The organism is Dysosmobacter sp. Phy, from assembly GCF_054476235.1.
Window position 1 is genome coordinate 219,984 of record NZ_CM136997.1, and the last position, 23,412, is coordinate 243,395.

25 protein-coding genes are annotated in these 23,412 nt (G+C 57.8%); 1 reads left to right on the top strand and 24 read right to left on the bottom strand.

The genetic code is table 11. From position 1 onward, the window contains the following. Positions 1-178 precede the first annotated feature (178 nt). From ACVDHE_RS00995 to ACVDHE_RS01030, 8 genes are all read right to left on the bottom strand, one after another. Positions 179-796, bottom strand: coding sequence for a response regulator transcription factor (locus tag ACVDHE_RS00995; RefSeq protein WP_458885316.1), 618 nt, complete (start codon positions 794-796; stop codon positions 179-181). Further along, on the bottom strand, positions 793-2,223 hold the full coding sequence (locus ACVDHE_RS01000; protein WP_458885317.1) for a hypothetical protein: 1,431 nt from the start codon (positions 2,221-2,223) through the stop codon (positions 793-795). Before ACVDHE_RS01000 ends, ACVDHE_RS00995 begins: the two co-directional genes overlap by 4 nt. After that, on the bottom strand, positions 2,216-4,636 hold the full coding sequence (locus ACVDHE_RS01005; RefSeq protein WP_458885318.1) for a histidine kinase N-terminal 7TM domain-containing protein: 2,421 nt from the start codon (positions 4,634-4,636) through the stop codon (positions 2,216-2,218). Before ACVDHE_RS01005 ends, ACVDHE_RS01000 begins: the two co-directional genes overlap by 8 nt. Then, positions 4,633-4,986: a hypothetical protein gene (locus ACVDHE_RS01010; protein WP_458885319.1), complete on the bottom strand. Its 354-nt coding sequence runs from the start codon at positions 4,984-4,986 to the stop codon at positions 4,633-4,635. The genes ACVDHE_RS01005 and ACVDHE_RS01010 overlap by 4 nt, the downstream gene beginning before the upstream one ends. Before the next feature lie 173 nt (positions 4,987-5,159). Continuing rightward, the gene (locus tag ACVDHE_RS01015) at positions 5,160-6,752 is read right to left on the bottom strand and encodes a helix-turn-helix transcriptional regulator (RefSeq protein WP_458885320.1); all 1,593 of its coding nucleotides are present in this window, start codon (positions 6,750-6,752) and stop codon (positions 5,160-5,162) included. Positions 6,753-6,774: 22 nt separating this feature from the next. Continuing rightward, positions 6,775-8,088, bottom strand: coding sequence for an extracellular solute-binding protein (locus ACVDHE_RS01020; protein WP_458885321.1), 1,314 nt, complete (start codon positions 8,086-8,088; stop codon positions 6,775-6,777). Between the two features lie 209 nt (positions 8,089-8,297). Next, positions 8,298-8,459 carry a hypothetical protein gene (locus ACVDHE_RS01025; protein WP_458885322.1) on the bottom strand — a complete coding sequence of 54 codons (162 nt, stop codon included), beginning with the start codon at positions 8,457-8,459 and terminating at the stop codon, positions 8,298-8,300. Positions 8,460-8,667: 208 nt separating this feature from the next. Beyond that, entirely contained in the window at positions 8,668-8,967 is a 300-nt protein-coding gene (locus ACVDHE_RS01030) for a DUF6809 family protein (RefSeq protein ID WP_458885323.1), read from the bottom strand. Between the two features lie 210 nt (positions 8,968-9,177). On the opposite strand from ACVDHE_RS01030, the gene ACVDHE_RS01035 reads away from it, so the two are divergent. Further along, positions 9,178-9,303: a hypothetical protein gene (locus ACVDHE_RS01035; RefSeq protein WP_458885324.1), complete on the top strand. Its 126-nt coding sequence runs from the start codon at positions 9,178-9,180 to the stop codon at positions 9,301-9,303. A 136-nt stretch (positions 9,304-9,439) separates the two neighbouring features. Here ACVDHE_RS01035 and ACVDHE_RS01040 read toward each other — a convergent pair whose 3' ends face one another. The 16 genes from ACVDHE_RS01040 to ACVDHE_RS01115 all read right to left on the bottom strand — a co-directional run bounded on the left by ACVDHE_RS01040 (position 9,440) and on the right by ACVDHE_RS01115 (position 23,386). Next, positions 9,440-9,697: a helix-turn-helix domain-containing protein gene (locus ACVDHE_RS01040; RefSeq protein WP_458885325.1), complete on the bottom strand. Its 258-nt coding sequence runs from the start codon at positions 9,695-9,697 to the stop codon at positions 9,440-9,442. Further along, complete coding sequence (locus tag ACVDHE_RS01045; RefSeq protein ID WP_458885326.1) at positions 9,694-11,493, bottom strand: type IV secretory system conjugative DNA transfer family protein; 1,800 nt, start codon at positions 11,491-11,493, stop codon at positions 9,694-9,696. Before ACVDHE_RS01045 ends, ACVDHE_RS01040 begins: the two co-directional genes overlap by 4 nt. After that, the gene (locus ACVDHE_RS01050) at positions 11,490-12,416 is read right to left on the bottom strand and encodes a DUF3991 and toprim domain-containing protein (RefSeq protein ID WP_458885327.1); all 927 of its coding nucleotides are present in this window, start codon (positions 12,414-12,416) and stop codon (positions 11,490-11,492) included. The genes ACVDHE_RS01045 and ACVDHE_RS01050 overlap by 4 nt, the downstream gene beginning before the upstream one ends. A gap of 249 nt (positions 12,417-12,665) precedes the next feature. Beyond that, positions 12,666-13,067, bottom strand: coding sequence for a type II toxin-antitoxin system tRNA(fMet)-specific endonuclease VapC (gene vapC, locus ACVDHE_RS01055; RefSeq protein ID WP_458885328.1), 402 nt, complete (start codon positions 13,065-13,067; stop codon positions 12,666-12,668). After that, the gene (gene vapB, locus ACVDHE_RS01060) at positions 13,064-13,294 is read right to left on the bottom strand and encodes a type II toxin-antitoxin system antitoxin VapB (RefSeq protein ID WP_458885329.1); all 231 of its coding nucleotides are present in this window, start codon (positions 13,292-13,294) and stop codon (positions 13,064-13,066) included. Before vapB ends, vapC begins: the two co-directional genes overlap by 4 nt. Positions 13,295-13,358: 64 nt before the next feature. Next, positions 13,359-15,383 carry a MobP3 family relaxase gene (gene mobP3 / locus ACVDHE_RS01065; RefSeq protein ID WP_458885330.1) on the bottom strand — a complete coding sequence of 675 codons (2,025 nt, stop codon included), beginning with the start codon at positions 15,381-15,383 and terminating at the stop codon, positions 13,359-13,361. After that, entirely contained in the window at positions 15,365-15,802 is a 438-nt protein-coding gene (locus ACVDHE_RS01070) for a hypothetical protein (protein ID WP_458885331.1), read from the bottom strand. Before ACVDHE_RS01070 ends, mobP3 begins: the two co-directional genes overlap by 19 nt. Before the next feature lie 364 nt (positions 15,803-16,166). Next, positions 16,167-17,267, bottom strand: a complete 1,101-nt coding sequence (locus tag ACVDHE_RS01075; RefSeq protein ID WP_458885332.1) for a hypothetical protein — start codon at positions 17,265-17,267, stop codon at positions 16,167-16,169. Next, complete coding sequence (locus tag ACVDHE_RS01080; protein WP_458885333.1) at positions 17,264-17,998, bottom strand: Rap1a family protein; 735 nt, start codon at positions 17,996-17,998, stop codon at positions 17,264-17,266. The genes ACVDHE_RS01075 and ACVDHE_RS01080 overlap by 4 nt, the downstream gene beginning before the upstream one ends. An 18-nt stretch (positions 17,999-18,016) precedes the next feature. Beyond that, entirely contained in the window at positions 18,017-18,382 is a 366-nt protein-coding gene (locus ACVDHE_RS01085; protein ID WP_458885334.1) for a DUF3846 domain-containing protein, read from the bottom strand. Then, complete coding sequence (locus tag ACVDHE_RS01090; protein ID WP_458885335.1) at positions 18,375-18,641, bottom strand: DUF6103 family protein; 267 nt, start codon at positions 18,639-18,641, stop codon at positions 18,375-18,377. Before ACVDHE_RS01090 ends, ACVDHE_RS01085 begins: the two co-directional genes overlap by 8 nt. A gap of 22 nt (positions 18,642-18,663) precedes the next feature. After that, on the bottom strand, positions 18,664-19,860 hold the full coding sequence (locus ACVDHE_RS01095; protein WP_458885336.1) for a hypothetical protein: 1,197 nt from the start codon (positions 19,858-19,860) through the stop codon (positions 18,664-18,666). Beyond that, complete coding sequence (locus tag ACVDHE_RS01100; RefSeq protein ID WP_458885337.1) at positions 19,815-20,657, bottom strand: hypothetical protein; 843 nt, start codon at positions 20,655-20,657, stop codon at positions 19,815-19,817. The genes ACVDHE_RS01095 and ACVDHE_RS01100 overlap by 46 nt, the downstream gene beginning before the upstream one ends. Beyond that, positions 20,654-22,534, bottom strand: coding sequence for a VirB4 family type IV secretion system protein (locus tag ACVDHE_RS01105; protein WP_458885338.1), 1,881 nt, complete (start codon positions 22,532-22,534; stop codon positions 20,654-20,656). The genes ACVDHE_RS01100 and ACVDHE_RS01105 overlap by 4 nt, the downstream gene beginning before the upstream one ends. After that, the gene (locus ACVDHE_RS01110) at positions 22,527-23,126 is read right to left on the bottom strand and encodes a hypothetical protein (RefSeq protein WP_458885339.1); all 600 of its coding nucleotides are present in this window, start codon (positions 23,124-23,126) and stop codon (positions 22,527-22,529) included. Before ACVDHE_RS01110 ends, ACVDHE_RS01105 begins: the two co-directional genes overlap by 8 nt. Further along, positions 23,123-23,386, bottom strand: coding sequence for a hypothetical protein (locus ACVDHE_RS01115; protein WP_458885340.1), 264 nt, complete (start codon positions 23,384-23,386; stop codon positions 23,123-23,125). The genes ACVDHE_RS01110 and ACVDHE_RS01115 overlap by 4 nt, the downstream gene beginning before the upstream one ends. Positions 23,387-23,412: the final 26 nt, after the last annotated feature.

Genomic DNA, 23,412 nt, shown 5'->3' on the forward strand with positions numbered 1-23,412 from the left:
GCATCCCGGAGAGATTCGCTTTTTCATGGAGACCTCTCTTTCTTTTGGCGTTGTGGATGCTCTATGATACTTTTATTATAGTGTTTTTTCCTGCCTGCACCCTACCCGCAGCGGGTAGTTTTGCTCTGATAAAAAACATCCACCGGCATAAAGCCGGTGGACGGAAAACAGATATTCTCTAATACAGCGGATTGATCCAGCCGTTGGAGATCATGTAGAAGGCCAGATCCACCGCTTTGGAAAAGCCGGTCTTGCCCAGCATATTCATCTTATGGTACTTCACGGTGTTCTCACTGATGAACAGCTCCCGGGCGATCTCCTTGGTGGTCATATGCTTGCACATCAGCCGCAGCACCTCCATCTCCCGGTCGGTCAGCGGGGCCTCCCCCTGAGGCAGCGGGATGGTCCGGGGCTCCGGGAAGCTACTGCCCCCCGCCATCACCGCCCGGGCCACCTCCAGAAAATCGTTCAGGCTGCGGCTTTTGTAAATAAAGCCGTTGGCCCCGGCGGCTTTAGCCCGGGGGATGTAGGTGATTTCGTCAAAGGCGGTCATAACGATGATCTTGATCTCTTCATCGGACTTGCGAATGGCCTCCACCGCCTTCAATCCGGAGGCGCCCCCTTCCGTACAGACGTCCATCAGCACCAGGTCGGGGTGCAGGTGGCGGCAGAAATCCAGGGCGTAGTCGGCATTGGGCACCTCTCCTGCCACAGAAAAGTCCCCCGCCGCCGTCAGCGCCGTGGTCAGGGACTCCCGCATGGATGCGTGGTCTTCCACGATCAGCACTTTCGTCATATTTGCTCAGCCTCCTTTGGAACAGACAGTTCGATCCGGAACCGGGGAACGGTATACAGCTCCATGTTGCCCCCCAACTGCGTGATCCGGCGGCGCATCCCGCCGATGCCGCCCCCCTCCCGGATAGGTCCCGCGGGGGGAATGCCGTTGTCGGTGACCGTCATGCGCCAGCAGTCATTGTGGAACAGGTGGAACTGGACGCGGGTGGCATAGCCGTGGCGCACGGCATTGGTGACGCACTCCACGGCGATTTCCGCAAAGGCACCTGCCACTGCCTCGTCCTCCGGCAGCGCTCCCCGGACCTCCACCAACACATCCAAGCCCTGAAAGGTCTCCCGCAGCAGCGCCAGGCGGCGGGCGGGAGAGGGCGTATCGTCCTCCCGCAGGGCTGAGGGAAGACTGCGGGCAAAATCCGTCAGCAGAGTCTCGTCCGGCTGCTGGCCGTCCCGCAGGGTCCGGAGCAGCAGACTGATCCGCTGCCCCAAAAGGTCATGGACCCGCCCCTTGCTCCGGGCGATCTCCTCCGCCTCGCAGATGGCCTGGAGATGCTCAATGGTGTGGCGCAGTTCCCGGCCCCGTTGCTCCAGGGCCTCGTTCTGCCGGGCCAGCAGCGTCACCGCGTCCCATCGCTCCGTAACATCGTCGGCGGTGAGCAGGACGCAGGTCCGGCGGCCCATGGGGATGGCGTGGGCAGCAATGCTCCATACGGAGGCATCGGGCAGGCGGAACACCTGCTGATCCCCCAGCGCCTCCCGGATACAGCCGTCCTGGAGCTCCCCATTCTCCAGATACCGCTGGAATTCCAGACCGCTGCGAAGAGGCTGCCCGGTGAGCTGCCGGGCCAGAGCGTCCATCCGGCGGTTGCACAGCAGAATATCTCCCGACCGTCGGAAGAACAGCAGTCCGGTATGCAGGGTGTCGATGGCCTCCTTAACGGAGATGGAGGAGATGCAGGTATAGAGTTCCCGCCGGCGAATCAGGCAGATATGGATGCTGCGCAGCAGGAAATACAAAAGTGCTGCCAGGAAAAAGAAGGGATAGGCGGCTCCGGTGATCGCCTCTGTTAAAGGAAGCAGGACCGCCGCTCCCCCGATGACGAAAAACGGCCAGATCAGTTCTGTGCCCGCGGCGGCGGCAGCGCTCAACACCGCACACAGCAGAAAGGCCGCCTGCCGGGCAAGGCAGTAAGCGCTGGGAATCAGAAAGTCGCCGTACAGGCCGTACTGCACCTGGGCGAGGAGCGCGGCAAAGAGAAACAAAACTGCCAGGACAGCACACTCCATGCCATTTTCCGCCCTGTACGCCCAGCCGGCAGGCAGGCGGCGAAAGCTGTAGGAGACGGTCAGGGTCTGCAGCACGATGCATAGTGCCACGATCATGACCAATGCGGTCAGTATCCATTGGGGGAACCGGTAAAATTCAGCCACAAGCATCACCTCCCAAAGGCACCGACAGGCAGATCCCGAAGGCGTCGTCCAGATCCTTGCATATGATCTGCCCGCCCAAGGCAGCCACAGCGTCCGTCAGTTCCCGGGAGAACTGCCACCGCCCGGGATCACCGCCGGGAAGAAATCGGAACACCAGTTGGGCACCCTCCGCCTCCAGATAGCCCATCAGCGGAGAGGCCTCCTCCTGCAGCGTCCAGGATATGGTCTCAAAGGCAAAATCATAGCACACCGCCGCGCTGCGAATCTCCAGAGCATCCGTTTGACCGCAGCGGATCAGGATTTTTAATCCCCCATAACGAGCCAGTTCCGCCAACTCGTCCAGATACATGCCCAGTTCTTCGCTGGGGAGGGATTCCCCCTGGCGGGCCAGGAAGAACAGATTGCATCTTCGTTTGATGTGGCACAGACACAGGGTGATGTAAGCGGTCAGGGTCCTGGGATGCTCCGCCTCCGGCAACGTTTCGATAAGATGTGCCAGAGATGTGACACGACGCTCCATATCCCGGTCCAGCTGCTCAAACAGGGCCCGGTTGGCTTCTGCGGTCAGCAGGCGCTTTTTCACTTCGCCCTCATCCCGCAGCAGGGTGTTGGCGGCCTCCAGACGGGCCTGCACATCCTGAATTTCTCTGCGCAGCCGGTTGATTTGAGACAGATCCTCCTGCCATACGGCCATGCCGCTGCGGACGGGAACAGCGTGGAACAGGGTATCTCTGTCCCGCAGCAGGGGCTGGTGCATGTCCGTCCGCAGCCGCTGCCAGACGGAGTGGGAGATGGGGCGGACGCCGGGGGAGGACAGGACGGTGCGTCCATTCTCATCCAGCAGCGTCAGCCGGATGGGGGCGGACGTAAACAGACGCTGATATTGAATATTCACCGGAATCAGCCCCCCGTGGAGCACCGCTTCAAAAAACAGGACCGACAGGATGCAGATGTTGACGGTGAGGTCGCTCTCCCAGGCCAGCGGCACCCGCTTGATATAAGCGGCAAGATAGACCAGCAAGACGCCGCAGAACAGCAGCGGGAGGATGCGGCCTCTCCAGCTATGGATCCTGTATCCCTTGCGGAGCAGGTTCCAGAGGGCGGATATCAGAAACAGAAGAGAGAAGGCCATTACGATCCAATATCCAGGGCCGTAATGGTAGTCCGAGACCCAGTTTCCACCCGGTGTGAAGCGAAATACCATCTGATGGAAGTCGTTGGTCATGACCAGAAGCACCGAGAGGGCATAGACCACAAGGGGCGGCCACGGGGGGCGCAACAGCCGTTTTTCCCCTTCTTCCCGGTCCAGGATCTCCGCCAGATACAGCAGTGCCACCGGCAGGGCCAGTTGAAAGAGGTAATAGCCATACCAGCACAGCCGGCACAGAGTGCCTTCCGACAGCAGCTGGTATTTGAGCAGGCGCAGCAGCAGCCATCCCACCATCAGCCAGCTCATCACAATGACGACCCGGCGGACATCCCGACGGATCATCCGGTGGGAAACCGTTCCCTTCCACAGCAGGATCGCGACGACAATCAGCAGGGCGGATAAAATATGCTCTCTCAGGTCGGCTGTGGTATAGAGCCGGGTGTGGAATACCTGCCGGCGCAGATCCCGGCTGCTGTCCCTGGTGATGGCCAGAAACCGGTCGTAGTCCTCCTCGCCCAGAGTTCGGGCCGACCGGTAATCGTCAGGAAAGTCAGCCGGCCTCTCTCCGCCCGCCAGGGGCAGACCCGCAGCGAGAAGGGCTTCATCCAGCCCCGGCTCCAAGGTCAGGGGAACATCGGAGAGCAGCCCCATGCGGTAGGACAGTGTGCCCTCTATCGGCACAATGATCTCATAAGTTCCGCCGCTGCGGTTCCAGGCGGCGGCCTCACAGTCCAGACAGATCAGAATGGGGGCGTCCGACCCGTCCAGCTCAAATCCTCCGTTCCGGCAGAGGTATTCCAGGAAATCCAGGGCATCCCGTTTCGTCGGCTCCTTCCGGTCCAGCCCATAGGACAGGGCGCCCATGGCCATCATATTGCGGATGACGGAGAAGCTGCTCATGCCCACGGGGATCCCGCTTTCCCGCAGGCTGTTCCAGCCGGTGATGACCGCGTCCGTCCGGGTTCGGTCCACCGCCAGGACCACCGTGGCTGATGCATGAGGATACCAATACCGGCCAACCCCGCGGGCCATAGCCGGGACGGCCTGCACATCGAAGCAGGCCACGGCATTGCCCCGGGACACCTCCGCATAGAGGGTGTCCTCCGCCTCCTGGAGCGTATACCCGGGGAGAAATGGAAGCAGTACCTCGCTGTATGCTCCGGAGCCCTCTGACGCAGAAATCAGATGCCCGCCGGAAGCTGCCGCGCTGCATCCGGTCAGCAGCAGACACAGCAGCATAAGGAACGAACATCGCTTTTTCATGTCGCCACCGGCTCCCCGGGTTCCTTCATGCGCTCGGCGCACTCCCGGCACAGGTCCATCTCATCGCAGATGAGGAAACAGGCGTCACAGACCAGCTGCCGGCAGATGGGACATTGGCTGAATCGTTCCCTGGCCTCCTGTCCGGCGGCCGACTTGGCCCGCTCCTTCTCCCGCTGGTAGATGGCGTCATAGAGCTCCTTCTTTTCCGGGTGCCGGACCGCCTGCGCCGCTTTGGAAAAGGGGATGCTGCTGCTGTACCAGTATTCTCCGCACACCTCGCAGCGAACGGAAAAGCAGAAATACTGGGGCGTGGAGCAATCCTCCAGATGACCGAACAACAAGCTTGTCATAGGGCGCGCCTCCTTTCCTCTCTGCTCCTGTTATAACAGGAGCAGGGGCGGGCGTATATGGTCTGCCGGATACTTTTACCTACTTTTCACAAAAGGTATTCATTGGATAATAGAGAAAGCGCACAAAACCGCTTCTTTGGTTTTGTGCGCTTTGCTATGTTGTTGGCCGAGTATCAAAACAGCTCCTGTAACCTTCCGCAGCGGCGGAGCAGATCAATGTAGAGCATCAGCTCGTCCCGGGAGGCGACCCCCAGCTTCTCATAGATGCTCCGGTTGTGCTTCCGGACCGTGCTCATGCTGATAAACGCCAGATCCGGGATGTCCGCGATCTCATGTCCATCGATATAGTAGCGGAGGATGTTCCGTTCCGCCTCTGTCAGCAAGTCCTTCCGCGCCACAAACTGGTCGAAGAGCTCTGCGATGTTGGGGGGCAGTTCCCCCTGCTCCAGACGCTGGTTCCGGGCCCGGGCGTTGAGAAACTCCGCCAGTTCATCCACCTCCGAAATCCCGGAGGACAGACCCTGTTCCGGCAATTCTCCCTGCTGGAACAGCTTTAGGCTGTCGGTAATAGGGCGTACAAATCTCCGTGCCAGGAAGAAGGAGAGGGCCAGCAGCACCACCAGCAACACCAGGGCTGCGATGACCCATGTCCTTTGTACTTCGGCGGTGTATGCCGCATAGCTGTCCTGGGGAATCAGGATGGCTGCGGCCCAGACGGTATCTTCGGCATCCCCCTTGGAAATGGGGATGGTCTGATGCAGGCCGATATATCGCTCGGCGCCTGTGTCGTACTCGTTATAGTATCGCCCCTGATGGATGGCCAGAGCCTCCTGACCGTCCAGGTATGTGCCGTTGACGCTGCCCACCAATCCGTCCGACAGCAGGAAACGGCTGTCCTGAATGGGAGCCAGCACGGTAACGGCGGAGCCGAATTGTCCCTCCGCCGCAGGATAGGACAGCTGGAAGTACAGCGCGCTGATCTCCACGCCGCAGATACCGTATACAGTACCATCGCTGCCCACAATGGGGACACACAGCAGCATGGCGGATTCCCAGGTGCCCTTCAGGTCGATGCGGCGGGACCAGAAGTAGCGTTGCGAAGGTCGATCCAGGGGCGTGTCCATCAGTTCCCGGCATCCCGGAATCTGATCGGTGTCAAATTCCAGATTCCACCGGTTGTGCAGCTCCAGATCTTTTTGCCGGGCGATATCCGGGATACCGCGGAAGTAGACCACGGTAGGAGTAACCGGGCTGTTGGTGCTGAGGTTGGAATAGCGCAGGTGGATGCCGCTTCTGGAGTGGTCTGCCACTGCCAGGGTAGTGTTGGCAGTCGCATTCAAAATCACATATGCACCGTTGCAGTTGGCAGTCTGGAGGGTGGTATTGACCAGCGGGTACATGATCTGCTGCAGCTTCAGCAGCCGCTCCGGGTCATCGTTGACCTCTTGCAGTGAAATGCCCTCCCGTACCAGCTCCCCTTCGATCTCGCGGCTGAGTTCTTTGGAGAGATTCAGACTCTGGGCGGTCAGCCGATCCAGGCGACTGGCCAGGCTATCCTGTGTATTTTTCAGTTGGAGCTCCATCACCTCATGGAGCTGTTCGTCGTTTTGGGAAAAGGCCCCGGCGATGGACAGAAGGAGGATCACCGCCGCAAAGACCACCAGGATCATGGACACCCAGTAGAGCATCAGTTTTCTCTGCATGCCCACGCTCTGCTTTTTGGCAAAGGCGTTCAGCGCCCGCAACTCCCGGAATTTGTTCAGCACGGTGTTTCCTCCTCTCGTTTGTTTATCGCTCCATGATCTCCCGGAAGGCCCGGAGCCGCTCTGCGCTGATCTGCTCCAATCCGGTTTCTCCGGCCTCCAGATAATCCTGACGGCCCAGCGCAAGCTGTGAGCGCACCTGATCTTCCAGGGTCGTTTCCAGACTCAGATAGCTCTCCAGCTGGGGCGGCACATAAAACTCATAGTTTGCCTGGGTATCCAGGTACGCCTGATAGAGGGAGGCGTATTTGGCGCTCTTCAGTCCCTCGATGGCCTTCGGCAGTTCGTTTTCAAAGGCGGCCCGAGTCACCGGCATGTAGCCCGTTCGGGTCACGAACTCTACATTGTGGTCCGGCTCGGTCAGCCACTTGAGGAAGGTCACGGCGGCCTGCTCCCTCTCTGGGGTGGAGCGTACGGTGCAGAAACCGGCTCCGCGCTGCATGACCAGCTTTTCCCCGTTTTCAAAGACCGGACAGGGCCGGGAGATGATGGTGATCTCCTCGGAGGTATTGTCCGGATAAGTTACCACATCGCTGTAATAGAGGATGCTGGCCGAGGATGCCACGCTCACAATGCTGTCGCCGGTGCGGATGGATTCTGTGGCGTAACCGCCCTTGAGCCAGACGCCCCCACGAAGCGCGGCCTGCGCCAGCGGTTCCCACGCCGTCTGGAAGGCGGGGCCAAAGGCCAGCTCGTCTCCCCGGAAGAAATCCTCGCCCAGAGATTCCGCCCCCACCTGGAAGTAATTAAAGTAGTAGTCGTGAACGAACATGGATTTGGCGTCGCCCGGAATATCCGGCGTCTGCGCATCAGTCCAGTCTGCATAGCTCTCCGCGGCCTTGAAAAGTCCCTCCCAGGTATCCAGGTCCTCCAGCGTCACGCCGGTCGCCTGGGAGAAGCGGTCGAAGATCGTCTGGTTGATATACATGATCTCTGTGGATTTCGCCACGGGAAGGACCACCAGCCGGTCATTGACGATCCCCTCTTCCACGAAAGCCGGCAGGAAAGCGGACAGTTCTTCCTCGCTGAAGTAGTCCCGATAGTCCACCAGAATGCTGTCGTCGGGCAGCGCCATTACCGTCTTGGGATAGGATACGAAAAGGTCGGGCAGCTCCGGAGCTCCCGGCTCTCCGTTGGCGGCTGCCAGCACCAGCTCGTGAATGATATTGGTGTTGGACACGGAGGTGACCTGCACATTGATCTGCTGCTCTTTTCCCACCGTCTGGTTGAACTGCTCGATCAGATCATTGAGCGGGGAATCGGTCTGCCCGCCATAGACGTGCCAGACTGTGATGGTGGTTGGCGTCTCCTCTTTTGCTGCCGTATTGGAACAGCCCAAGCAGCAACAAGCCAGTAAGGTGCCTGTCAGCAAAAATGCCGCAATTTTTCGTACCTTCACACCGCATCACCTCATTTTCATTATATCTGCCGGGGCGAAATAAAGCCAGATAAAACAGGATATTTTACTGATTTCATTTCACGCAGTATCTATTCAGATCTAGTATAACATGGATTTTATAAACCCGCCCTATCCACAGCGGGTAGTTTTCACCGTTCAGACTTTTCTTTCAGTATTGTTGCCTTGTTCGGGTGGATCAGGACGATAGACAGTCCCCGCTTCCTGACATAGTTGGCCGTCATTCGTGTTCCGCTTCGGATGGAGCAGTCATTGTCACAGACCTCCCTCAGGCAGTCTGCATGATCAACCATATACTCATTCCCCTTCCAGTAATTGACTGCCGGGGACGCATCTTTTTGACCTGTGTTCATCGTTTCCGAACTGTGCTGTGCGAGAAAAGTCATTCGTAGGCGGCTGCGCTCCTCCCAGTTTCTATCATGCTTAATTAATTTTTATTTACCGGCAGACAAATAGCCGTGACTCCAGGCATGAATTGTCCAGACTCTCTGCGGTATTTCCTCACAGATGATGATAAACAGTCTTCGCTAATGCTCGCTGCTCCTCATCTTCATCGAAGGAAAAGGGCTTGAGCTCAGTTACAATACCGAGAGCCAATTGAAAGCCGGCCTTGAACGAAGCCAGTGATATTTCATCGCGCAATTCTATTCCAAGGTCTATCAGTTTCAGCAGTTGCTCTCGACTGTCTCTGCTCATTCCAGCTTTTAAGCTGAGGCGTAGATCCTCGATCTCCTCCCTGACCTCTTTCAACTCCGGTTCTTTGAAAAATCTCCGGTGCAGGGCTTGCATATAATCATTCACATGATCGCCTCCTGTCAGCGGCACACATTACCACATTTCCGCAGCGGAAGCTATAGCAAGCCCGTCGAGTTATCAGAAAGTTAAGATTTGTCAGCCTGCTCCGCTCCACAACATCTTGGTTCGCTGATCAATCCGATTCCGATGGGTTGCGTTTTTTTGCAACTGGTGTTATAATCGCGATCAATGAGGATGATCGTGAGGCGATTGACTATGGAGAACCAGCAGGAGCGTACCGAACCTATCTCACAGGCAAGCCAAGGGGTAGAGGATGATTATCTCACCCCCTATTATTCTTCCTCTGATTATTGGGAGCTGCTCTCTGAGATGCGGATTTGAGCTTCTCTGCTCCATGTAGTTGTTATCCTCTGAATATAACCGTACCTTCTATTGGGCCTTCTGGGTGGGCCATGATGACCCGGCCCCCGGTCCAGCGAAAGAGCGCAATCCCCCCTTGGCGGGAGATTGCGCTCTTTTACAGCAGCCGGTAGAGGTTGGAGGTGCAGCCGCCGTTTTTCCGGTACCTCGGCTTCTTTTCCACGCGCCCCTGGCGAACAAGATCGCCAAGGGCACGCTTCACTGTGGAGCGGGAGAGGCCGAGATCGGAAGCAATGGTATTGATGGCATACCAGCTTTCCCCTTCCCTGTTGGCACGGTCGTGGAGATACATACAGACCGTTTTGGCGCGAGGGGTCAGTTCATGGTCCATATAGACAGCGTCAAAATAGCTCATATTCTCCCCTCCCGCTTGGTGTTATAGACACCGCAGCCCAGTCTGCTGGCCAGAATACTGTTGATCAGATCCTCCTTATTCGCATAGGCAATCTTCCGATTCGCTCTCTCAGGCATCTGATATGGCTCGTCGAATGTGATCCCCCAGTCCAGGAAGAGCGGCAGCCTTGTCTGCATAGGATGAACGCCGGTTTTCATCACGATAAAATGGCCCTTCGGGATGGACTTCAACTCATCAGGTGACATCAGCGGGCGTTCCATCATCTGCAGTGACTGGCTGGGATCATTTTTTCCTCTTGAAACACTGCCGGAGAGAACGGTGCGGTTTCCCAGGGCACGCGACACGGACTCCGCCGTCTGGCTCTGGGGCGAAAAACCGCTGCAGATTGAAAGTTGGCAATTCGCCATTAGATTTTCACAGCCTGTATTCTTATAGTTCTCTTCCAGCTGTGCAGTACTCTGGATGATTGGTACCATTGTCAGCCTCCGGGACCGGCCGGCAGAAAACAGGGCCATAACATCAAAAGGCGGCATGGTTCCGAACTCGTCGCAGAAAAACACGACGCGGTTTTTCAGCTTTCCCCCGTTCCTGTCCGCAATGGAGAACAGCTCATTTGACAGGTTTTGGAGCATGAGTGTTGCCATAAAGTTCTTTGTCCGGTCCTCCTCCGGCAAAACCAGAAAAATAGCGCACCTTTCTGACGCAAACGTCTCTGCGTCAATCGGGTTATCAAAACAGAGCACCTGTTCCATCTCGGTATCCAGAAACGCATTGAGTCGGGACAGGATCGTGGACATGACGGAGGCCATGGTCTGGTCCGAGGCATTGAGGGCGGCGCCCGCCAGCCACCTTGCCTTGTGCGTCGGCGGGAGCAGATCCATGAGAGCTTGGAATCCATTCTTTCCCTTGTCGGCAGGGCTTGGAGCCAGAAGATCCTGTGTCAGCTTGAACACCGAGATAATATGCCGCACATCGGCCTCGCCCTTTTGGGGCGGGAGGAATTCCGATAGGAGCAGCGTCATGGCAGCAAGTGCGCCTTCCGCCGCATCATAAAAATAGGCGTTGTCGCCGAACTGTCCGGACTCGCCGCCCTGATTGATGATGGTCTTTGCCAGGATCTTCGCGTACTTTTCCGCCTTTGCCTTGTACGCCAGATTGTCCGGTTGCTCCCGCGCCTTATCCGAGTATCGATTGATCAGTGTCAAGAGGCTATCCCCATCCGACCTCGTAGGGTTCCGCAAGTCGATGACGGAGACCCTGTAATCGTAGTATTTCTTGGCAATGGTTGCGTAGTTCCGCGCCAAGTCTCCCTTGCTGTCCAGGGCCAGGAAGCTCATTCCAGTTGCACAGGCATATTCCAAATTTGGATACAGAAAAAATGCTGTCTTGCCAATACCGCTGGGTCCGAACATCAGACAGTGGATGTCATCTCCATCCACAATCGCCTTCATGCACCTGCGCTTTTGCATTGGGAGTTTCTCAGTGTGTACCGTGATTTTCTTTTTTCCGACTTTGAACTGGAGGGGCACTGGTTTTTTTCCGATGCTGCCTGCAATGATACCTTGCACCTTCGGCAAATCATCTCCATGCCTCCACGCCTGGGGATCGTAGCGCACCAGGTGATAGGTGCGCCGGATCTCCCGCTTGGTGGCCCATCGTGCCGTTCCGTGCTGCCCGTCGCCCACTGTGCGGCTCTTGATGTTCAGCGTATAGTGCTGGGAGATCATAGAGAGTCCGGCAATCATGATCATCATAACGGCAGCTAAACCGATCAGGGTCCATACACTGTCATTCATCTGCTCATCGCCCCCAGCATCATTTCCGGTGAGCGATCCTGAGACATGGCGCAGAGGTCGTCATTCCAATCCTTCCCAGCGGAAATCTCCCGCCGGATCGTGATGTTGTATGTTCCCGTGAGCTGTTCTTCTAATCGTCGGCAGGCTTTACGGCCAGCCTCGTCATTGTCCAGACACAGCACCACCTCCACCGGCCGCGCCATCCGATCCAGGCATGTGATCACCGGAATGGCAGAAGTCCCGCAGCAGGCCACATAGCTATGCTCCTGCCACCGGTCCGGGTGCAGGGAGATGTACGACAATAAATCAATGGGCGCCTCAAACACATAGAGACGCCCATCCTTACCGTCATAATGAAAGCTGTATCCGGGATCACACCCCTCCACGTTCAGGCGGAAGGGATCGCCCCAGCTATTGGTGCCGCGCATGTGCGCGTGCTTTGCAGTGCCATTTTCATCCCTGCCCACAAATACGACGTTGTGATGATCCGCATCCTCATAGAGCAGCCTGGCTCTCACAAACTCGATCAGCACAGCCCGATCAATGTGGCGCTGTCGAATCAGGTATGCGAAGGCTCGCCGCATATTGGAGTTCTCCGGCGGGAGCGCAAACGGCTTGGGCGGTACTTCCTTCTTCTTTGCTGCCGGGAACACCTGTCCCTGGTTCCCGCCCAGCAGTTCCCGCATCGCCTCCGGAAAGGACATCTGGTAATGGATGCGGAGAAAGTCCACCGTATGTCCGCCGGCCTGTGCCTCATGGTCGAACCACTCGTTGCCGCGGATCGTGACGCTCCGGTTTGAGGCCAGGCGTTTTTCCCGTCCGGAGGGGAGCAGTTTCTCTCCCCGCCGGAGCAGATACGCCTCCAGATTCACGTCATTTGCCTGTCGTTTCTGTTCCTCTGTGAAATAGACAAAGGTCCCCATACATTCTTCACCTCCAAAGAAAAAAGCATCAGCTCTCTGTGAGAAAGCTGATGCTTTAAATTATTGTATTTCGTTTTAGGTTCGCTTGTTCACTGCTCCACGTTCAACGGTCTTGATCCCTGTTGTCGGTACAGCAATATCTTCCTTCAGACAAAGGTCCGTTTCAGGGCAACACCAACACCGGTCCTTTCTTTGTCATCCGACACGAAACGATTTCCCATATGAACTTCCTCGTGGGCAGTTGTCGGTTCACTCTGCCCAATTTTCAATCTCCAAATTGGGAACTCGTTCAAACTCTCTGACATTGTTCGTTACCAGAACCAGGTTCTCTGCTCTGGCATGTCCGGCAATCAGCATATCCAGAGGGCCTATCGGGGTGCCCTGACGCTGCAAATATGCTCGGATCGCACCATATTCAGATGCCGCGGCTACGCCAAATGGAAGGATACTCAGCGGTGCAAGAAATCGAATCAGGGCCTGCTCATTTTTTACCGGATCAGAGCTGTGCTGCATACCATATTCCAACTCGGCCAATGTAATGGACGAGATACATAGCCCCTCGTCCAGTGCTTTCTGAAAACGCTGCAGGACCTGTTCAGGCTTCCTCTTCATCGTATAGATGCAGATATTGGTGTCCAGCATATACATCATAGAGCGTCTCTTTCCTCCTGTGATCCCTGCTCGCGTCCATTTTCAAAGACATCATCTGTGAATTCGTTCAGGCCATCCAGAAATGTCTGCCACAAAGACTCCTTGGGAACCAGAAGAACCGCGTCGCCCAGCTGCTGCACAACCACCTCGTCGACATGAAAGCGGAATCTCTTTGGCAGTCGTACAGCTTGACTCCTGCCTGTTTCAAAAATTTTTGCCGTCTCCATCCTGATACACCTCCCTATATAGTATATATCATGATATATACTTTTAGTCAAGGAGGTCACAACCTCATCGTAAGCTGATCTCTATCTCCTCATGATCGTCCGGCATGTGTCCCATGGCGATCCGCAGTTCCTGCAGCTCACGCCACCGCTTCCGGTCGATCTGGAGCCCCTGAAAGACCTGATCCTGTTTGCAGTTGTGCTCAAAGATCCGGCTCATGTGATGGAGCATCCTGGTGACCGCCATCGCCGCCGGCAGAATGGACACCCGTTCCGGCTCCTTTGCCAACTCCGCGGCGCGGCTGTCACCCTGTGCGGCGGACCGGCCCAGCAGTTCCATGGCCAGAACCCTGTCCTGCGGGACACCGGTCCCCAGCAGATGCAGTCTGCCCAGAGCGTACTGCGCCGCCGGATTTCCCTGCTTCGCCGCGCGCTCCAGCCAGAGTGCAGCCTCCTCCGGCTTTCCCTGCTTGAGCAGCAGAGAGGCCAAGGCATTCTGCGCAAACAGATTCTCCTTTTCGGCAGCCAGGCGGAACCAGTGTTCCGCCTCCGCATCGTCCGCCTCCACACCGAGGCCGTCGGCATACATCCTTGCGATCCGATACTCCGTCCGGCTGTTGGGCGTCGCCTGTTCTTTTTCCCGGAAGGCAGCCAGCGCCTTTGCGTACCAATCCCGCGCCTTCTCCGGAGCAGGACCGCAGTCCGGCACGAGGCCCTCACGGTAGATACGGCCCAGGTCACACATGGCCTGGGCGTTCCCATCCTTGGCCTCCAGCAGAAGAAGGCGGTACGCGCGCTCGTAATCCGGCGGTGTGGTATCGCTGCCGCGGAGGTACTTCTTAGCCGTCCAATACCGCCGCGCCTTACTGAACAGAGGAGGCGCCCCCTCGTTCTGAACTTCCGACGGGCCATCAGCAGCTGTGGCGTCCGGCTGGATCTCACCGGCGATCTCATCGGACTCTGACTGGACCAGCTCCTGCGACATCCGCAGCGTCTCCCGGATGACCATGTTGCGCACGCTCTTGAATTCCTTCTGCGCGGACAGTGGAAGATGCGGCGGGAGGTCCTTGGAATAGGTGCTGAGGACCTTTTCCCGCAGTTGCTGCCAGAGCTCATAGGCTTTGGAGACGCGCGGGTCCTGGGCCAGCTCCTCAACGATCTGATCCACCGTGAGCTTCACATCGGGCGGAAGATAGCCATAGACCTTTTTTCCTTTGACATCACGGAGCTGCTCGTCCAGCTTCAGCGTCAGCTTTTCCATCCGACTGTTCCGGATGGTGCCGCTGGCCATCTGTCGGATGGATTCCACCATGGCGTTGGCCGCTTCCTTTCCAAGCTGATCCCGCCACATCGTCTGCTCCTCATAGACGCAGATGAGCTCCTGACGGTAGATCTGCCGGGCGAATACCGACTTGAGCTGCCGGATGCCCTGCTTGGTGAGATACCCCTCTTTGGGATCAGTGGAGAAGACCACCATGTGGATGTGGACGCTCTTTTCCTTTTGATGAAACGCAGCGAACCAACGGAGGTGGTCCGGATGGATCTTGAAGCCGCGGGCAATGTCACAGATGTTCGCGTTGACCAGCGCCTGCCAGTTTTGTGCGTTGTCATATCCCAACCGCTCCGCATCCTCCCGGCGCAGTGCGATCACCGGCGTCCACACGTTGCCGGGATGCTCCGCCACCTCCCGGACCGCCGCCGCGAGGTTCCGCACTTTGCCATGTGCGTCCCACAGGCCGTGCTCACCAGACAGCTGAACACCGGGGCGGTGCGCGATATAGTCCAGAAAGTTTTCCCGCTGATCCATGGACTCCACGAAGCTCTCCCGTGCCTGACGGATGAACTCATTGGCCTGCTCCTGCGTCGGCTGGTCCCGATAGTCGTCATACTCCAACAGTTCCGCCGCCTCCGGGAATGTGCGGATGAGCCGCCGGATGTACGCCTGCTGTTTTTTCGTGGCAGGGAGTCCGCCGCGCTGATCTGTCAGCAGCTCCACTCCTTCTCTTGTGGCGACGTAACGCATCCGGTGAGCGAGATGCGCCGCGTCCCTCCCGCCTTTGAGATAGGGCGAGATCAATACGATCCGTGCCATGTGCCGTCATCTTCCAACCGCCGCTGCTGATCCAGAGCATCATCGAAGCTGATCTGGCCGTTGGTGCGCCTGACCTCGTCCACAGAATAACCGCGCAGCTCGCGGCGGTTGATGGGAGCCGTATGAAAGTGCGCGGCGATGGTGTGTCCCATCATATTGAGTTCGACACACCACTTGAAAATCAAGCTGCGGAGACGGTTTGCGTTGTCGGCCACGATCCCGCGAAGCGTGTCCACCAGAGCGCGTGACAAATACTCGGAGGTGTCTTCCGATGCCAGATACCCCATATAAAACCTGAGAGCTTTCTCGATAAATTCACCTCGGCTTTTACAGTTTTCTGCTTTCATCCAGCCATCCATACGACTGACAATGCTTGGCTTCAGCCAGACCGTGTTTTTAGTTCGTTTTTCTTCTTCCATAGCATCTCCTTTGTACCACGGCGGTGAAAAAGGCAGTCAAAGCCTTGGAACACCGGCATTTTTGAAATCCACCACCGCTGTAAAAATCGGAAAGTCCGAATACCGACGGCGGTGTCCAAACCGCTGAAAGCCCCGCACTGCGGGGCTTTGTGGCCGGACCGCCGTGTTTACCAGGGCGGTCCTTTATCTAGTACTTTTTTCGGCCGGCTCTCAGGGGGGCAAACACCCCCGAAAACCGCCCCAGACAGGGCCTCGAGGCCCGGCAGGTCCCTTCACCCCACCCCAGGGCTTTCGTGGCCACACAGGGCCTGACAGGGGCCGACAAGGGGGAATCATGGCCGGGGCTTCTCGTGCAGGACAAACATCACAGGCCCTTCATCTTCAGCTCCGGTCCATGGGGCTTGGGAGCAGGTTGTACCTGTTTCATCTCCTCCTGCCACTGTTTTCGGACGTCCGCCAGCGGCATCTCCATCTCCTGCAGGCAATACGCATCCATCTTCCGCAGCAGCCAGCCGCACTCATCCTCGTTGAGGGGATAGGTGTAGTCGCAGTTGGAGCCGTCGCCGCGGCACAGCGTCACCAGCAGCGCGGGACACACCTCGCCGGTCCGCAGATCGTATTCCGCATAGACATTCACATAGTCGTCGTTCTCCGCGCTCGTCACATTCGTCCCGAACACAGCGTCTGGATCAAACATCACCGGCATGTAGAAATTCAGGACGTGACCGTACTCACTGATCTCCCCTTCGAATGAGATCTCGAAGGGCTTGAGCCGCCTGCTGCCGCACAGCACCTGCGGCTCCTCCGCCTTGCCCTGCTCCATATCGCATCGGAGTTCCTTGCCGTCCAGCCGGTCCAGGAAGATCCGCCAGCGGTCGTTGTCCGCCAGACCTTGTTTGCGGAACGCGAAGTAGGCGGCACTGCACACGTCCTTGGCCGTGAAGGTCTGCCACCCATTATCGATGTGGACGGCGGAGAAGGTCCCCTGATCCAGATCGATATCGAAGGCGCCGGTCACCCGGCCAGAGTTGGAGATCCGCTCATCCACGTATGCATCGAACTCAGCGGGCGTCAGAGGCACACGCTCCCGGAACCAATACGCAAAGCTCTTGCCCTGGTCGGGCCGATCCTGCATGGATCGGACATAGTTTCGCAGGAGCCTGCCGGCGTCCAGGAACTCGATATTGTGGTTGGTGAGGAATCGGAACTCCTCACCGTGCTCTTTGATGTGGAAGATGGCGAAGCGACGGGACGCCTCCCGCTCCGCAAGCTGCGCCGCCCGCTCCTCCCCGATCCTGTGGGCCACCCGCGCCCGAACATCAGAGGGGACCATCTCCTCGTAGGCTCTGTTCACCTGCTGCTGCAGATACTCCCTGACGGTCATGCCCCGCTGTTTGAGAGCGTCGCTCAACGCCGCCTCCTCATACTCATGCAGCCAGAGATCCAGCTCCACAGATCCGCTCATCGCTTCATTCCTCCTTCCATGCCGCCCATCCGGGGGCCGATCATCTTCTGCCGCTCCAGCCAGAGCGGGTTGTAGTCCACGGTCACTTCCCGCTGGTCCGTATCGAAGGTGACCTTTGCTGCCACCGCCGGACACTGTGCAAAGGCACTTTCCATCGCTCTTAACAGACTCGGCCTGCGCCGGTCCAGAATTCTCTTTGCCTCCGGCGCATCGACATCCACCTGTAAGTCTGCCGTGAGGTTTTTCAGTGCATAGGCCGTGGTGGTGTCGTGCTGTCCGGCATACTCCACCGCGCGGTGGAGAGCATCGCCCGGAGAGAAGGAGCCGAAGTACGCGGTGCAGAATTTCTCCTCCCGGCCATGCTCCACAACAGAGCAGACCGCCAGCGGGCTGAGTCCTCCATTGTCAACCACGCGAGCATCAAAAAAGCCCATGAGCAATCCCTCACAGGCCATCTGCTGTACCTGATCCACCGGGACGCCGCCCTGCACGCAGATCGCGGCGGCCGCCATTTCATCAGGCAGGATCATATTTTGATCGTCGACCATCTTCGGGATACTCGCCAGGGTATCCTGATCGAAATTCCGCGCAATGAACCGCAGGCTCGCCAGATACTCCTCATAGAAGACGATCTCGTTCTCCTCTGCAAATTCAATCAGCCTTTTTGCCAGCTGCGGGTCAGGCGAAGGGAGAACCTTGTCAAGCTCCCGCAGAAATTCATACTGATCCATAGGTCCCTCCATCATGTATCACAGTCTTAGGATTTCGAAGCGGAATGCATCCTGCACGTCCTTCTGCGTGAGGGCCTCCGGCTGCGCAAACTGCTGCTGGAAGTGGGCGAGGTCCTCCTGACTCAAAGAGCAGAGGTTCCCCTCGAGATCGCTGTTTGCCAGAAAGAACGTTCCCGTGATCACGTCCTGGCCGACCCTTCGATTCGGCTCCAGGTCCAGCAGTTTTCCTTCCTCGTTACAAACCAGGCAGGCCCCCTGATAGTCAACGATCTCGATGTGGCCGCCTACCAGCTCCTGCATGGCCTTCAGGGTGTTGGGAATGGTGATCTGCTCAGGTGCCTTACCCGGCTCCACCTTCAATACGGTGATCTCATTTTCATTCATGCTGCTGTTCTGCTCCCGGCTCTACGGGAGCTTCCTCCTTCTTTGTTTCTTTTTGAGGCCGGGGGCGCCGGGGCCTGGCTGCGGGCGGATTTTTCCGCTCCAGGTACTCCCGCACTGCCTCCGGCACCTTCTCCTCATAGAGCTGCTGGAGCGACTCTGCCATCTTCTTTTTTGCGGTGGTCCGCTCCTTTTCCAGGCAGTACTCCAACGCCTCCAGCTTGTCCGCCTCGAAAGACAGCTCGATAACGACTTTTTCCATATCTATACGTCAACTCCAATCTTCAGTCATAGCTGATGTAGGGGATCTCCAGCCACGCGGTCCAGCTGCGCTGATCCAGCTGGGTCTTCACGACACCGTACTTGGTACCCATGGCCTCGATGACCTGCCCGTTGCCGATGTAGACGCCGATGTGTCCGCTGTGCCAGACCGCGAGGCCCGGAACCTCTGGGATGGTGTCGATGCCGCCCTTCACTGTCGCATTGCGGTACATGGCATCCGCGCCGATGTCCGGCATCCCGTTTGTTCCATATCGGATGGTGAGCGCATCCGCGTCCAGCCACCCGTAGCTCTTGATCAGGCCCACGCAGTCCACGGTCCTGCCGCCCAGCCAGTTGGCCCGTATGAAGTCCTCATAGTTGCCAACGCCTTCCGGGTACTGTTGAAGCTTGGACTCGAAGAGTGACTCTGTCAGCGTCTGGCCGAAGGTCCCCCAGACATAGCCCCAGCCGGACTCCCATGCCTGGGTCACATAGGCCACCAGATCCTCGGCATTCTTGGTGTTCGGGTCCGCGAACTGAGAGACATCCAGCTCCGTCATCCTGGCCCCGCCATACTCGATCTCACCGGTATAATCTCCGTCGGCGCCATAGGCGATCCGGTCATAGACAGCTCTGGCATTGGTCTCCAGATCCTCCGTCACCGGATATCCGGCATCCACGAGATTTTCATAGGCGGTATCCAGGTCCACAGCTATCGCTACGGTGTATGTTTCCTCTGTGTATATCGTCTCCCCGGTGTTCGGGTCCGAGCCGGAAGCCACTGTTCGGGTCCGCGTCTCATACCGAACAAAGCAATCCACAAATGCGCGGGCTTCTTCCGCAGACAGGTGGGGATTCTCGCCGCCGAAACACAGAGAGAAAAAAGTGGCTTTGACCATGGCGCCGTCCAGCGTGCCGGACTCCATCTGGCTGTTGACCTCCGCCACCGCGTTGTCCAGAGCTGCCAGGCAGTCCTGCATGGCATACACCTGAGCGGAATACTCCGCACTCATGGTCGTTGGCACGGGGCCTCCGTTGAACACCAGATCCACAGCGGCGTTGTTATGCTGCGTGGTGCCGGAGAGCAGGGACAGCAGGAATGCCACCACCAGGACCAGCGGGACAAAGACCGCGGCGGCCGCGTATCCGATCCGCTTCCTGGCCTGCTCGTCGCTCAGGAGCAGAGCTGCTTTTGTGGCGAGGAGGGCGGGTCCTGCCATTGGGGATCACCTCCTTCCACTCCACAGGAGCAGGGCCGTTCCTCCGGTTCGAAGGCATCCGGCAGCGCCAGCTGGAGTTGATCGAATTCGATGAAGTCCCGCCAGGCAAAGTCCCGGCCCAGTCCCTTCACTGTGACAAGGTTTGGCCTGGCATTGTCCTCCATTGCCAGGGCTCGCTCCAGCAGGTCCGGGTACTGATGGTAGAGGGCCCGGATCTCCCGCTTCTTCATGGAGGGGCAGAAAAAACAGGAGGACTTCCCCGGTAAGGGAAGTCCTGCGTCCCGGATGGTCCGCACACAGTCTTCTCTGTGCCAGCCCCACTCCATCAGAGGATATTCCTTTTGATACTTCTTATCGGCGAGATCATGTTCCCTGGCGCCCTCCAGCCGGCGGACCTCTCCCGCGTCATAGCCGATCATCTTAACCACACGCTCGCCGCGGCTCCATGATTCCAGGCACGGAGGGTAGTGATTGCAGAACCGGTCCTGGGGCGCGATCTTATACTTTTGCGAGCACTTCTTGTGCCCGTATGCGATGGATGGCAGCGACCTGGACCGCAGGCACTCCTGCTCCAGCGTCTGCCGCCGGCCAAGAATGTCCCGATACCAAACGCGGGTGATGGGCGGCATTCCATGGGCACGGAGCCATCGATCCATGACTCTGAGATACCAATAGGTATGGGGCTGCTCTCCGCCGGGGTCCGAAAAAAGGATCAGGTCCACGGGGATCTTCCGCTGCCACAGGCCGATCAGCATCGCCGTGCTGTCCGTTCCTCCGCCATAGCCTACCACGATCATGCCGGCACCGCCTCTTTCTGCGCCTTCCGCGGCGGGTCCCGTCCGGTATCCGTCCTCTTGAATAGCTTCGCCTTGTACTCCGGCACCACCACCTTCAGGGTGTGCCGGTCCGAACCGCAGCGATACAGACACTCGCCCCGCTTGACCTCCTGGATGATCCCATATTCAAAGGGCTGCAGTTGGAGGTTCCGCATATAGAACTGCTGATCCACCACACCCGCATTGAAATAAAACTGATGGGTGGGAATGGCGAACAGCGGGCGGGTCATCTCCCGAATCCCAGGCTGGTCGAAATCCTCCAGATTCTGCGTGGCGAGGATCAGGTGGGACTTCTGCTTTCTCACCCGTTTCAGCGAGTTGCGGATATAGGTGATGGCGGTGGGATTATTGAGCCACAGGTACAGCTCGTCGATGGTGGCCACGGAATTGCCCGCAGTCAGGAGCTGGCCGGACATATAGGAGAGGATGGTGAACAGCAACGTGTCCCGCAGGTTCTGGGCCACATCGTCCAGGGCCTTGACCCCGAACACCAGGAAGCGGGCGGACTGGATATTGGTATGGCCGTTGAAAAAACGGGCGTCTGCCCCCTTGCACATGGAATGCAGTCCCAGCAGCAAGCCCCGGAGGATCTCCGGCGTGTAGAGCTGATAGGGTCCGTAGCTTTCGTAGTTCTGATACGCGTCCTCAATGAGTTCATACAGATCGGAGAGGATCGGGTAGTCCGTGGGCTGCAGTTGGGAGAAGTCCGTATCGTCCGAGATCCCCCACTTCTGATAGAGCCGTCCCACCATGATCTCCAGTGTGTCGATATGGGCCGTGTCGAAGCCCTTGTAGACCCGGAAGATGTCCCGGAGGAACGAGGTGTGCTGGGCCAGAAGCGTTCCACGGAATGCCGGCGGCGCCTCCGGGTCCTCCTCTCCCGTCCCGTCGTCCCAACGGCGTGGCTCCAGCAGGTTGATCCGGTACTGGCCGCTCAGAAGGTCCAGGTAGGTCCCACCCAGGTTCGTGCAGAGATCATCCAACTCATGCTCGGAGTCCAGGCAGATCACCTTCTTGCCGGCTTCCAGCACGTTGCACAGCAGGAGCTGGAGCAGGTAGGTCTTGCCCTGGCCGGAATTGCCCAGGATCGTGGCGCTGCCGCTGGTCTTGTCGTCATCCTTCTGATCCAGGTCCACGAACACATTGGAGCCATATTTCTCATGGCCGATGTAGAATCCGTGGGGGTCGGATTTCCCGGAATAGCTGACGGGAAAGAGGTTGGCAATGCTGGCGGCGGGAAGGACCCGCTCCGCAAAGCCTCCAAGGACATTCATTCCAGCGGGATTGGCGGACTGGAATCCCTTGAGCTGACAGAGAAACAGGGGATCAGCCAGCAGCCTGCTCCGGCTGAGCATGGAGGAGACTGTGCTTTTCAAGGCAAGGAGGTCCTCCATGCTCTTTGCGATCAGTTCAATGAACACGGAGCAATACATGAGTGCCTCCCGGTCATTGCGCTGCTTGAGCAGCATGCCGCGTACATCTTCCAGTGTGGCCTCCGCCATCACGCTCTGCTTCATTTTCGTGGTGCCCAGTTCCATCCGGTTTTTATTGCTGCTGGCCTGAATGATGGCGTCCTCCTCTCCGTCCGCCAGCTTTCTGGCCGTCAGGCGGATATTGACGCCGCTCATCTCACTGAGGCGATACAGGAGGGCCAGGTCCTCCGTGGTGGGCGGGTAACCTTTCAGAGCCATAGTGCAGCGGTAGGTATTGCCGAAAATGTAATAATCGGTATTGAACTTGACCGCTGCGGGGGCGATCATATCCAGAAAGTCCTTCGGCCGCGGCGCCGGACTTTTCGCAGCAGCCTTTCTTTTTTTCTTCTGTTTTTTCTTAGCCATGCATCTTCACCGCCTGTTCTCCATCCACATCTTCCACCGCAGTTACTGCCGCGTCGTTCAGGTAGTACACCGACAGCAGGCGCTTGATATCCGCGCGCTCCGCCAACCGAACCGGGATATTCTCGTTGGAAATGCTCTTTTCCATCTGATGCAGAACCGCCGGATCATTGCTCTCTTTGCTCGTCACACGCATGGAGATCACAAACTCCCGCTTGGAGGCGGAAGAAGCCTGGATCTCATCCAGCTGCTCCAGATCCATCTGCAGCAGCCGGCGGATCGCCGGTTCCGTTTCCTCCTCCAGCCGGGCCTGATAGAACAGCTTGTTATTCTGAAAGGACGCACGGGAGTCCAGCGCCATAAGCGTCACCTCGTCCCGGTTGCTGAGGAGGTTTGAAAGATTCCCCACCCGCTGCCGGATGGCGTCATCTGAGAGGACGGAGAGATTGTCCGGACGGACCATGAAAAAGACATAGTCGCCGTTGGAAGTGGAAACCCCATGCTCGGTGATCCGGTTGATCCCCATAAGCTGCCGGGTGGATTGCTGTTGACGAAGGGATTCCCTCCCGGCCAGCCACGTTAAAATACTTTTCACTTTTCACACCTCCATTCATAGAATTGTTGCTGTAAAAACAGAAAGCACGCCGCTTTCCGCAGAAAGTCCAAAATGCTGGCATCCTCCACCTGAATCGACAGGAAGGCATAGAGGAACGTCAGCACCAGCGGCACCATCCCGAGGCCCTGGGCCAATGCCAGGGCGGAGAGGATCAGGCAGATGCCGATGATGGAGATGTCTCTCAGCTGCCAGAGCCACAGCTTGGGCTTGGCCTTCAGGTTTTCAGGGTATATAAACATGAAATTGCTCCTTTTAATCGGGACTG

Bases quoted from the DNA above. Each gene is read 5' to 3' on its own strand.
- ACVDHE_RS01095 (WP_458885336.1), bottom strand. From the start codon at position 19,860: ATGGCAGGACCCGCCCTCCTCGCCACAAAAGCAGCTCTGCTCCTGAGC.
- ACVDHE_RS01070 (WP_458885331.1), bottom strand. From the start codon at position 15,802: ATGGAAGAAGAAAAACGAACTAAAAACACGGTCTGGCTGAAGCCAAGC.
- ACVDHE_RS01040 (WP_458885325.1), bottom strand. From the start codon at position 9,697: ATGAGCTATTTTGACGCTGTCTATATGGACCATGAACTGACCCCTCGC.
- ACVDHE_RS01090 (WP_458885335.1), bottom strand. From the start codon at position 18,641: ATGGAAAAAGTCGTTATCGAGCTGTCTTTCGAGGCGGACAAGCTGGAG.
- ACVDHE_RS01045 (WP_458885326.1), bottom strand. From the start codon at position 11,493: ATGAATGACAGTGTATGGACCCTGATCGGTTTAGCTGCCGTTATGATG.
- mobP3 (WP_458885330.1), bottom strand. From the start codon at position 15,383: ATGGCACGGATCGTATTGATCTCGCCCTATCTCAAAGGCGGGAGGGAC.
- ACVDHE_RS01035 (WP_458885324.1), top strand. From the start codon at position 9,178: ATGGAGAACCAGCAGGAGCGTACCGAACCTATCTCACAGGCAAGCCAA.
- ACVDHE_RS01050 (WP_458885327.1), bottom strand. From the start codon at position 12,416: ATGGGGACCTTTGTCTATTTCACAGAGGAACAGAAACGACAGGCAAAT.
- ACVDHE_RS00995 (WP_458885316.1), bottom strand. From the start codon at position 796: ATGACGAAAGTGCTGATCGTGGAAGACCACGCATCCATGCGGGAGTCC.
- vapB (WP_458885329.1), bottom strand. From the start codon at position 13,294: ATGGAGACGGCAAAAATTTTTGAAACAGGCAGGAGTCAAGCTGTACGA.
- ACVDHE_RS01075 (WP_458885332.1), bottom strand. From the start codon at position 17,267: ATGAGCGGATCTGTGGAGCTGGATCTCTGGCTGCATGAGTATGAGGAG.
- ACVDHE_RS01005 (WP_458885318.1), bottom strand. From the start codon at position 4,636: ATGAAAAAGCGATGTTCGTTCCTTATGCTGCTGTGTCTGCTGCTGACC.
- vapC (WP_458885328.1), bottom strand. From the start codon at position 13,067: ATGATGTATATGCTGGACACCAATATCTGCATCTATACGATGAAGAGG.
- ACVDHE_RS01115 (WP_458885340.1), bottom strand. From the start codon at position 23,386: ATGTTTATATACCCTGAAAACCTGAAGGCCAAGCCCAAGCTGTGGCTC.
- ACVDHE_RS01025 (WP_458885322.1), bottom strand. From the start codon at position 8,459: ATGGTTGATCATGCAGACTGCCTGAGGGAGGTCTGTGACAATGACTGC.
- ACVDHE_RS01085 (WP_458885334.1), bottom strand. From the start codon at position 18,382: ATGAATGAAAATGAGATCACCGTATTGAAGGTGGAGCCGGGTAAGGCA.
- ACVDHE_RS01105 (WP_458885338.1), bottom strand. From the start codon at position 22,534: ATGGCTAAGAAAAAACAGAAGAAAAAAAGAAAGGCTGCTGCGAAAAGT.
- ACVDHE_RS01010 (WP_458885319.1), bottom strand. From the start codon at position 4,986: ATGACAAGCTTGTTGTTCGGTCATCTGGAGGATTGCTCCACGCCCCAG.
- ACVDHE_RS01080 (WP_458885333.1), bottom strand. From the start codon at position 17,998: ATGGATCAGTATGAATTTCTGCGGGAGCTTGACAAGGTTCTCCCTTCG.
- ACVDHE_RS01100 (WP_458885337.1), bottom strand. From the start codon at position 20,657: ATGATCGTGGTAGGCTATGGCGGAGGAACGGACAGCACGGCGATGCTG.